Genomic DNA, 9318 nt, shown 5'->3' with positions numbered 1-9318 from the left:
CGGACGATCTGGCAGCCGGACGCCGTCAGCTCGGCGATCTGCTGCAGGGTGGCACCGACATCGGACGTACGGGTCGTCGTCATCGACTGCACCGAGACGGGTGCGTCTCCACCGACCGCCACGCTTCCGACCTGGATCTGCCGGCTCTTCCGGCGCTCGGCGAGCTTGGTCGGAACGGACGGCATGCCGAGAGAAATCGCAGTCATCTGCTGTGCAACCCCAAGTCGTGGATCAAGGTCCGGTCCCGTGAACGGCGGGCTCCAGGCTTCGAGATTACGGCACGGGCCTCTGCGCCAGCACATCCCACCCGGCAAACCCACCCGATGGAAGGGGCCCGGAACCCCACGGGTTCCGGGCCGCCTGGAACATCGGATGACTAGGAGATTTTCACGGGGTTGTCGCTAGCCGATCTTCACTGGGTTAACGACATCCGCGACTAGGACCAAGATCGTGAAGCAGACGAACACCCCGGCCACCACATAGGCCACCGGCATCAGCTTGGCCACGTCGAACGGGCCGGGGTCGGGTCGGCGCAGGACCCGCGCCAGGTTCCGCCGCAGGGACTCCCACAGGGCGCCCGCGATGTGCCCGCCGTCGAGCGGGAGCAGCGGGAGCATGTTGAACAGGAACAGGGAGAGGTTGAACCCGGCGAGCAGCATCACGAACATCGCCAGCTGCTGGGAGGCGGGGATGTCCAGGTTGGCGATGTCGCCGGTGATGCGGGCCGCGCCGACGATGCCCACCGGGGAGTCCGGCTCCCGCGGGCCGTCGCCGAAGGCCGCGTCCCACAGGGCGGGGATCTTGCCGGGCAGTGCGGCGAGGGAGTCGACGGCGTCGCCGACCCGGTCGGTCATCCAGGTCACGGAGTCGCCGAAGTCCAGTTTCACCACGCCGGTGGCGGAGCTGAAGCCGAGGAAGCCGGCCCTGACGTACTTGCCCTTGACGTACGTGCCGCTGGAGTCCTTCTTGGCGACCAGGTTGGTGGCGATCTTCGCGTGCAGGGTCAGCTGCTTGCCGTCGCGCTCGACGACGATCGGCACGGTCCGGCCGGCGCTGTCCCGGATGAGGTCCGAGAGGGTGTTCCAGTCCTTCGTGGGCCGGCCGTCGAAGGAGACGATCTTGTCGCGCTTGTGCATGCCGGCGGCCTGGGCCGGCGAGGCCGGGTCGGACTTCGCGCAGCTGTCGCGGTTCTCGCTCTGGGCGATGACGCAGGGCGAGACGGAGGCGACGGTGGTGGTCTGCTGCTGGATGCCGAAGCCCATGAGCACGGTGAAGAACAGCGCGATCGCGAGGACCAGGTTCATGAAGGGGCCCGCGAACATGACGATGACCCGCTTCCACGGCTTGCGCGTGTAGAACATGCGCGTCTCGTCACCCGGCTTGAGCTCCTCGAAGGCGGCCGAGCGGGCGTCCTCGATCATGCCGCGCCACGGGGAGGTGGAACGGGCGGAGACCCGGCCTTCTTTGTCGGGCGGGAACATGCCGATCATGCGGATGTAGCCGCCGAGCGGGATGGCCTTGATGCCGTACTCGGTCTCGCCCTTGTTCCGCGACCAGACGGTCGGGCCGAAGCCGACCATGTACTGCGGGACACGGATGCCGAAGAGCTTGGCCGTGGACAGGTGCCCCAGCTCGTGCCACGCGATCGAGACGAGCAGGCCGACCGCGAACACCACTATGCCGAGGATGAACATCAAGGTCGTCATGCACGCGCCTCCGCGGTCGCCGTCGTGGCTGTGAGTTCACGGGCCCGGGCCCGCGCCCAGGTCTCCGCTTCGAGGACGTCCGGCACGGTGAGCGAGGTTCCCGTGACCGGGGTGCCGTGCTCCTCGACCACCCGGGTGACGGTCTCCATGATCCCGTTGAACGGCAGCGCGCCGCCCAGGAAGGCCTCGACGCACTCCTCGTTGGCCGCATTGAACACCGCCGGCGCCGTCCCCGCGAGCCGCCCGACGTGCCGGGCGAGGTTCACCGAGGGGAAGGCCTCGTTGTCCAGCGGGAAGAACTCCCAGGTGGAGACCTTGCTCCAGTCGAAGGCGGGCGCCGCGTCCGGGACGCGTTCGGGCCAGCCCAGACCGATGGCGATGGGCCCGCGCATGTCGGGGGGCGTCGCCTGGGCGATCGTGGAACCGTCGGTGAACTCGACCATCGAGTGGACATACGACTGCGGGTGCACGACCACCTCAATGCGGTCGAAGGAAATGTCGTAGAGGAGGTGTGCCTCGATGACTTCCAGTCCCTTGTTGACCAGGGTCGCAGAGTTGACCGTGATCACCGGGCCCATCGCCCAGGTGGGGTGGGCGAGGGCGTCGTCGACGGTGACGTCCGCCAGCTCGGCCTCGGACCGGCCGCGGAAGGGGCCGCCGGAGGCGGTGACGACGAGCTTGCGCACGTCGGCGCGGGTGCCGGAGGCCAGTGCCTGGAAGAGGGCGGCGTGCTCGGAGTCGACCGGGATGATCTGTCCGGGCTTGGCGAGCGCCTTGACCAGCGGACCGCCGACGATCAGCGACTCCTTGTTGGCCAGCGCGAGGGTGTGACCGGCCTCGAGGGCGGCGAGCGTGGGCGCGAGGCCGATGGACCCGGTGATGCCGTTGAGCACGGTGTGGCAGTCGGAGGCGGCGACCTGGGTGGCCGCCTCCGGTCCGGCGAGGATCTCGGGCAGCGGCTCCCGGGTGCCGTACTCGGCGGCGAGCGCCTCGCGCAGGGCGGGTACGGCGTCCGCGCGGGCGACCGCGACGGTCCGCACCCGCAGCCGGTGCGCCTGTTCGGCGAGGAGGGCGACCCGGCCGCCGTTCGCGGACAGGGCGGTCACCCGGAAGCGGTCGGGGTTGCGCTGCACGAGGTCGATGGCCTGGGTGCCGATGGATCCGGTGGAGCCGAGTATCACCACGTCCTTGGGGCCGTCCCCGGCGAGGGGGTCGTGGACGAGGTGCGGATCGGCGAGGGGCGCCGGGTGGGAGGGACTGTCGGTCATCCCCCCATTGTTGCCGCAAGCGGCGGCCGTCCGGACAGTGCGTCCCTCGGGCGGGTGTCTCCACAGCTCTCGTCGCCCGATGGAGCGTTTCTCCCGCTGTGGAGCACCCGTGAAGATCATGTGCCGGCACTTCGGCACGGGCCGGTGGACGGCCGGCCCGTGCCGCGCGTACGCCTAGGCCCCGAAGGGGCGGCGGGCGTTCTCGCGAGTGGCTGGTCCCGGGGTCGCGTCCGCGATCCACGGGCCGTCCCCGGACGGGTCGATGACGCCCTCCTCCAGCCACTCGAACGCCCCGCCGAGGACCCCCTTGACCACCTTGCGGTCGAGGTCGTCGGTGTTGGTCCACAGCCGGCCGAAGAGTTCCTCGATCCGGATGCGGGCCTGGCGGCAGAAGGCGTCGGCCAGCTGGTAGGCCTCGCGGCCGTGCTCGCCCTCGCCGCGCAGCCGCTCGGCGCGGACGCAGGCCGCGCTCATGGCGAACAGTTCGGCGCCGATGTCCACGATCCGGCCGAGGAAGCCCTGCTTGGTCTCCATCCGGCCCTGCCACCGGGACATGGCGTAGAAGGTGGAGCGGGCCAGCTTGCGGGCGGTCCGCTCGACGTAGCGCAGATGACCGGAGAGGTCGATGCCGTGTTTGAACTCGCCGTAGGAGGTGGGCAGCTGGCCGGGACCGGCGATCAGTTTCGGCAGCCACTTGGCGTAGAAGACGCCCGCGTTGGCGCCCGCCTTCGCCTTGTCGGACAGGGACTTGTCGGGGTCGATGAGGTCACCGGCGACGGAGAGGTGGGCGTCGACCGCCTCGCGGGCGATGAGGAGGTGCATGATCTCCGTCGAGCCCTCGAAGATGCGGTTGATGCGCAGGTCGCGCAGGATCTGCTCGGCCGGGACGCCGCGCTCGCCGCGCGCCCGCAGCGACTCGGCCGTCTCGTAGCCGCGGCCACCGCGGATCTGGACCAGTTCGTCGGCCATCAGCCAGGCCATCTCGGAGCCGTAGAGCTTGGCGAGGGCGGCCTCGATGCGGATGTCGTTGCGGTCCTCGTCGGCCATCTGCGAGGACAGGTCGAGGACGGCCTCGAGGGCGAAGGTGGTGGCCGCGATGAAGCTGATCTTGGAGCCGACGGCCTCGTGCAGCGCGACCGGCTTGCCCCACTGTTCGCGTTCGGCCGCCCACTCGCGGGCGATCTTCAGGCACCACTTGCCGGCGCCGGCGCACATCGCGGGCAGCGAGAGCCGGCCGGTGTTGAGGGTGGTGAGGGCGATCTTCAGTCCGGCGCCCTCGGGGCCGATGCGGTTGGCGACGGGTACCCGGACCTGGTGGAAACGGGTGACGCCGTTCTCGATGCCGCGCAGGCCCATGAAGGCGTTGCGGTTCTCGACGGTGATGCCCTCGGAGCCGGCCTCCACAACGAACGCCGTGATGCCGCCCTTGTGGCCGTCGGACTTCGGCACCCGCGCCATCACCACGAGCAGGTCGGCGACCACCCCGTTGGTGGTCCACAGTTTCACCCCGTCGAGGACGTATTCCTCGCCGTCGGGTACCGCCGTGGTGGCGAGGCGGGCCGGGTCGGAGCCGACGTCCGGCTCGGTGAGCAGGAAGGCGGAGATGTCGGTGCGGGCGCAGCGGGGCAGGAAGGCGTCCTTCTGCTCCTGGGTGCCGAACATCTTTACCGGCTGCGGTACGCCGATCGACTGGTGGGCGGAGAGCAGCGCGCCGACGGCGGGGCTCACGGAGCCGACCAGGGCGAGGGCCTTGTTGTAGTAGAGCTGGGTGAGGCCGAGACCGCCGTACTTGGGGTCGATCTTCATGCCGAGGGCGCCGAGCTCCTTGAGTCCGGCCACGACCTCGTCGGGGATGCGGGCCTCGCGCTCGATGCGGGCGGAGTCGATGGCCGTCTCGCAGAACGCGCGCAGCTTGGCCAGGAACTCCTCGCCGCGCCGGACGGACTCGTCGTCGGGGAGCGGGTGGGGGTGGATGAGGTCGAGCCGGAAGCGCCCGAGGAACAGTTCCTTGGCGAAGCTGGGCTTGTGCCAGTCCTGCTGCCGGGCGGCCTCCGCCACCTGACGCGCCTCGCGCTCGGTGACGGTGGTGCGTGGGGTGGTGGTGGCGGACATTGAGGCTCACCTCGCCGCGAAGAGGGATGATTGCGGACCGTTGGTTACCGACCCGTGCTACTGGATCGTTGGTACCCGAAACGGGCCGACCCCACCACCCCTCGCGCGTCCGAACGGCCGAAAGCCCGCCCGGGGCCCGGGCAGGGTGTGTACTGCTCATCTGTGCTGTGTCCGGTACCGGGGCCGGAAGGGCGGGAGAAGCTGTCGAAGCGCTTCGACGCCCTAACGGACACCCTGCCCCGGCTGGAGCTAGTGTCGATGCCACCCTCACCCGCCCTGGTCGGCAACGCGCGCTGTCGAAGCGCTTCACACAGCTTGGAGAGCTGGATGGTCACCCTTGCCGAGGTCGCCCAGCACGCCGGAGTCTCGGCGAGCACGGTGAGCTATGTCCTCAGCGGCAAGCGGTCCATCTCCGCGACCACCCGGCAGCGGGTCGAGCAGAGCATCCGCCACCTCGGCTACCACCCGAACGCGGGCGCCCGCGCCCTGGCCGGCAAGCGGTCGAACATCATCGCGCTGATGATCCCGCTGCGCACCGACATGTACGTGCCGGTGATGATGGAGATCGCCGTCGCGGTGGCCACCACGGCCCGCACGCACGGCTACGACATCCTGCTGCTCACCGGCGAGGAGGGCCCCGACGCGGTGCGCCGGGTCACCGGCAGCGGTCTCGCCGACGCCATGATCCTGATGGACGTCGAACTGGAGGACGAGCGGCTGCCGCTGCTGCGCGAGACCGACCAGCCCTCCGTCCTGATCGGTCTGCCCGCCGACGCCACCGGTCTGACCTGCGTGGACCTGGACTGGAGTGCGACGGGTGCGCTGTGCGTGGAGCATCTGGCGGGGCTCGGCCACCGTGACATCGCTGTCATCGGCGAGGCCCCGGGCCGTCTACGAGCGGCACACCGGTTTCGCCGAGCGCACCCTCGACGGACTGCGCTCCCGGGCCCGGGAGGCGGGCCTGCGGGTGCTGCACCGGCCGTGCGAGGGCGGGTACGACGCGATGGCCCTGACCCTGGCCCGGATCTTCGACGAGCGCCCGGGGACGACCGGGTTCGTGGTGCAGAACGAGTCGGCGGTGCAGCCGCTGCTCGCGCTGCTGCGCCAGCAGGGCCGGGCCGTTCCCGAGGACGTCTCCATGGTCGCGATCTGCCCCGACCAGGTCGCCGTCCAGGCCTCGGTGCGGCTGACCTCGGTGGCCATCCCCGCCCAGGAGATGGGCCGGCAGGCCGTGGAGCACCTGGTGGCCAGGCTGGACGGGCGGGGCGGCGACGAGGTCGTGCTGCTCGCGCCCGAACTGACGGTACGGGCGAGTTCGGGACCGGCGCCGGCCGCGTCCTGACGTTCCCCTTCTCCCATGCCCCCCGGGGGTCCGGGCGTCCGGGGGGGCGCCTCTGCCTGCCTTGTCCCTGTCCCGCACCCCGTCAAGGAGCACGTCGTGAACCAGTCTGCCGACACGCAGCCCCAGGTCAGTCTCGCGCAGTCCTCCCCCACCGTCGGCTCCTTCCGTGAGCGGGACGGCGCGCTGGAGTGGAGCGGACGGCCCGTGCCGCCAACCCGCGCACCGTGCTGGCGCTGGTGTCGGCGTACCCGTACGCGGTGGACATGGCCCGGCTGCCCGCTGCCCTCTGGACCGCGCACGGCGGCCAGGCGGCCGGCACGGCCCTGGCGAGTGTCCTGGCCGGTGACGTCTCCCCCGCGGGCCGCCTCCCGCAGACCTGGTACGAGTCCGCCGCCGACCTGCCGGACCTGCTCGACTACGACGTCATAGGCACCCGCCAGACGCACCTGTACTTCGAGGGCACCCCGCTCTTCCCGTTCGGCCACGGCCTGTCGTACGCGTCCTTCGCCTACGCCGGCCTCGCGGCCCTGGTGGCGGACGGGGAGGTCCGCGTGTCCTGCACGGTCACCAACACCGGCGCCCGCACGGCCGACGAGGTGGCCCAGCTCTACACCCGGGCGGCGGACCCCTCGGTGGCCCGGCCGCGCCGGGAACTCCTGGCCCACCGCCGGATCACACTCACACCCGGCGAGTCGGCCCGCGTCTCCTTCGAAGTGCCCCTGAGCGCCTTCGCGTTCTGGGACGTGCGGCAGGGCCGGTGGCGGCTGGAGCAGGGCCCGTACGACCTTCTCGTCGGCGCGTCCAGTGAGGACGTCCGCCTGCGCACCACGGTCCTTCTCGACGGTGAGCCCTCCGCCCCGCGTCCGGTGGTCCGACGCGGCCTGGCGGGCGCCGACTTCGACGAGCAGTCCGGCATCGCGATCGTGGACCGGACGAAGACGGCGGGCGACGCGGTGACTCCGGCGCAGGGCGGAACGGCCGAACTGAGCTACCGCTCCTGCGACTTCGGGGCGGGTGTACGCGAGGTGACCGCGCAACTGGCGGGCGAGGGCGTACTGGAACTGTCCCTGGACGGCGGCCCGGCGCTGGCCGCGCTGACCCCCGCCACCGCCCCCGCCACCGCCACCGCCACCGCCACCGGCGGCCCCTACGCCTACACCGCACCGAGCGCCGGCATCGCCGCCGAGGGCGTGCACGACGTCCACCTCAGGCTGCGCGGGCCACTGCGGCTCGCGCACGTCGGCTTCTCCGGTTGAGGGTCCGGAGGAGGCCGGCACCAGGAAGGGGCCCGGCACCGGAAGGCAGCGGTGCCGGGCCCCTCACGGCCCGGCGGACACACGAACGGCCGGAGCCCCCGCACAGTGGGCTCCGGCCGTTCTGCCTGACCTGTCCGTGGCAGGTCAGAGCGCGAGACCGGTGAGAACCAGCACGCGCTCGTAGGTGTAGTCCTCCATCGCGAACCGCACGCCTTCGCGGCCCACACCGGACTGCTTGGCGCCGCCGTACGGCATCTGGTCGGCACGGTAGGACGGAACGTCGCCGATCACCACGCCACCGACCTCCAGGGCACGGTGGGCACGGAAGGCGACCTGCAGGTCGTGCGTGAACACGCCCGCCTGGAGGCCGTACTTGGAGCTGTTGACCGCGGCGAACGCCTCGGCCTCGCCGTCCACCTTCTGCACGGTGAGGACCGGTCCGAAGACCTCCTCGCAGGCGATGGTGGTGTCGGCCGGTACGTCGGTGAGGACGGTCGGCGCGTAGGAGGCACCGTCGCGGTCACCACCGGTGCGCAGCGTGGCGCCGGCCTCGACCGCCTCCTTCACCCACGACTCGACGCGCTTGGCGGCGTCCTCGCTGACCAGCGGGCCGACGTCGGTCTTGGCGTCGGACGGGTCACCGGTGACCTGGGCCTCCACGGCGGCGACGATGCGCGGCAGCAGCCGGTCGTAGACGGAGGCGTCGGCGATCACGCGCTGCACGGAGATGCAGGACTGGCCGCCCTGGTAGTTGGAGAAGGTCGCGATGCGGGTCGCGGCCCAGTCCAGGTCCTCGTCGGTGGCGAAGTCGGCGAGGACGACGGCCGCGCCGTTGCCGCCCAGCTCCAGGGTGCAGTGCTTGCGCGGCACCGAGTCCATGATCGCGTAGCCGACCTTCTCGGAACCGGTGAAGGAGATCACCGGCAGGCGCTCGTCCTGGACGAGGGCGGGCATGCGGTCGTTGGCGACCGGGAGGATCGACCAGGAGCCGGCCGGCAGGTCGGTCTCGGCGAGCAGGTCACCGAGGATGAGGCCGGACAGCGGGGTGGCCGGGGCCGGCTTGAGGATGATCGGGGCGCCGGCGGCGATCGCCGGGGCGACCTTGTGGGCGCACAGGTTCAGCGGGAAGTTGAACGGCGCGATGCCGAGGACGACACCCTTCGGGAAGCGGCGGGTGAGCGCCAGCCGGCCCTGGCCGCCGGCGTCCGTGTCGAGCCGCTGGGCCTCGCCGCCGTTGAACCGGCGGGCCTCCTCGGCCGCGAACCGGAACACGGAGACGGCACGGCCGACCTCGCCCCGGGCCCACTTGACGGGCTTGCCGTTCTCGGCGGAGATCAGCTGGGCGATCTCCTCGGTGCGCTCGGCCAGCCGCTTGCTGACGTGGTCGAGGGCGGCGGCACGGACGTGCGCCGGGGTGGCGGCGAACTCGTCCCGCACGGCGTACGCGGCGGCCACGGCCTCCTCGACCTGGGCGTCGGTCGGCACGCTGACCTTGCCGACGAGCCGGCCGTCCCACGGGGAGGTGACGTCGAAGGTGTCATCGCCGGTGACCTGGCGGCCGGCGAGCCAGAAGGCGTGGGTGGAAGTCATGACGAGTCCCGGCCCTTCCGCGTAGGGGGTGTGCTTGGCTTTCG

The 9318-nt window shown here is 71.3% G+C and carries 5 protein-coding genes and 2 pseudogenes; 2 read left to right on the top strand and 5 right to left on the bottom strand.

Annotation, left to right across the window (positions count from 1 at the left end; all coding sequences use genetic code 11):
- The 4 genes from AC07C1_RS30385 to AC07C1_RS30370 all read right to left on the bottom strand — a co-directional run.
- On the bottom strand, positions 1–206 hold a 206-nt coding region (locus tag AC07C1_RS30385), incomplete at its 3' end, for a flavodoxin-dependent (E)-4-hydroxy-3-methylbut-2-enyl-diphosphate synthase (RefSeq protein ID WP_478944134.1).
- A 195-nt stretch (positions 207–401) separates the two neighbouring features.
- Positions 402–1694: a M50 family metallopeptidase gene (locus AC07C1_RS30380; protein ID WP_478944147.1), complete on the bottom strand. Its 1293-nt coding sequence runs from the start codon at positions 1692–1694 to the stop codon at positions 402–404.
- Between the two features lie 8 nt (positions 1695–1702).
- Entirely contained in the window at positions 1703–2974 is a 1272-nt protein-coding gene (gene dxr, locus AC07C1_RS30375; RefSeq protein ID WP_478944132.1) for a 1-deoxy-D-xylulose-5-phosphate reductoisomerase, read from the bottom strand.
- Between the two features lie 174 nt (positions 2975–3148).
- On the bottom strand, positions 3149–5086 hold the full coding sequence (locus AC07C1_RS30370; RefSeq protein WP_478944130.1) for an acyl-CoA dehydrogenase family protein: 1938 nt from the start codon (positions 5084–5086) through the stop codon (positions 3149–3151).
- Positions 5087–5413: 327 nt separating this feature from the next.
- Between AC07C1_RS30370 and AC07C1_RS30365 the strand changes: the two are divergent.
- Both AC07C1_RS30365 and AC07C1_RS30360 read left to right on the top strand, forming a co-directional pair.
- A pseudogene (locus AC07C1_RS30365) lies at positions 5414–6428 on the top strand (LacI family DNA-binding transcriptional regulator).
- 194 nt (positions 6429–6622) lie between these two features.
- Positions 6623–7684, top strand: a pseudogene (locus tag AC07C1_RS30360) (fibronectin type III-like domain-contianing protein); the annotation flags it as partial.
- A 144-nt stretch (positions 7685–7828) separates the two neighbouring features.
- Here AC07C1_RS30360 and AC07C1_RS30355 read toward each other — a convergent pair.
- The gene (locus AC07C1_RS30355; protein ID WP_478944129.1) at positions 7829–9274 is read right to left on the bottom strand and encodes an aldehyde dehydrogenase family protein; all 1446 of its coding nucleotides are present in this window, start codon (positions 9272–9274) and stop codon (positions 7829–7831) included.
- Positions 9275–9318: the final 44 nt, after the last annotated feature.

Source organism: Streptomyces sp. NPDC045022, from assembly GCF_056432605.1.
Note: the sequence above shows the minus strand (reverse complement) of the source record. Positions and strands in the feature narration are given on the sequence as shown.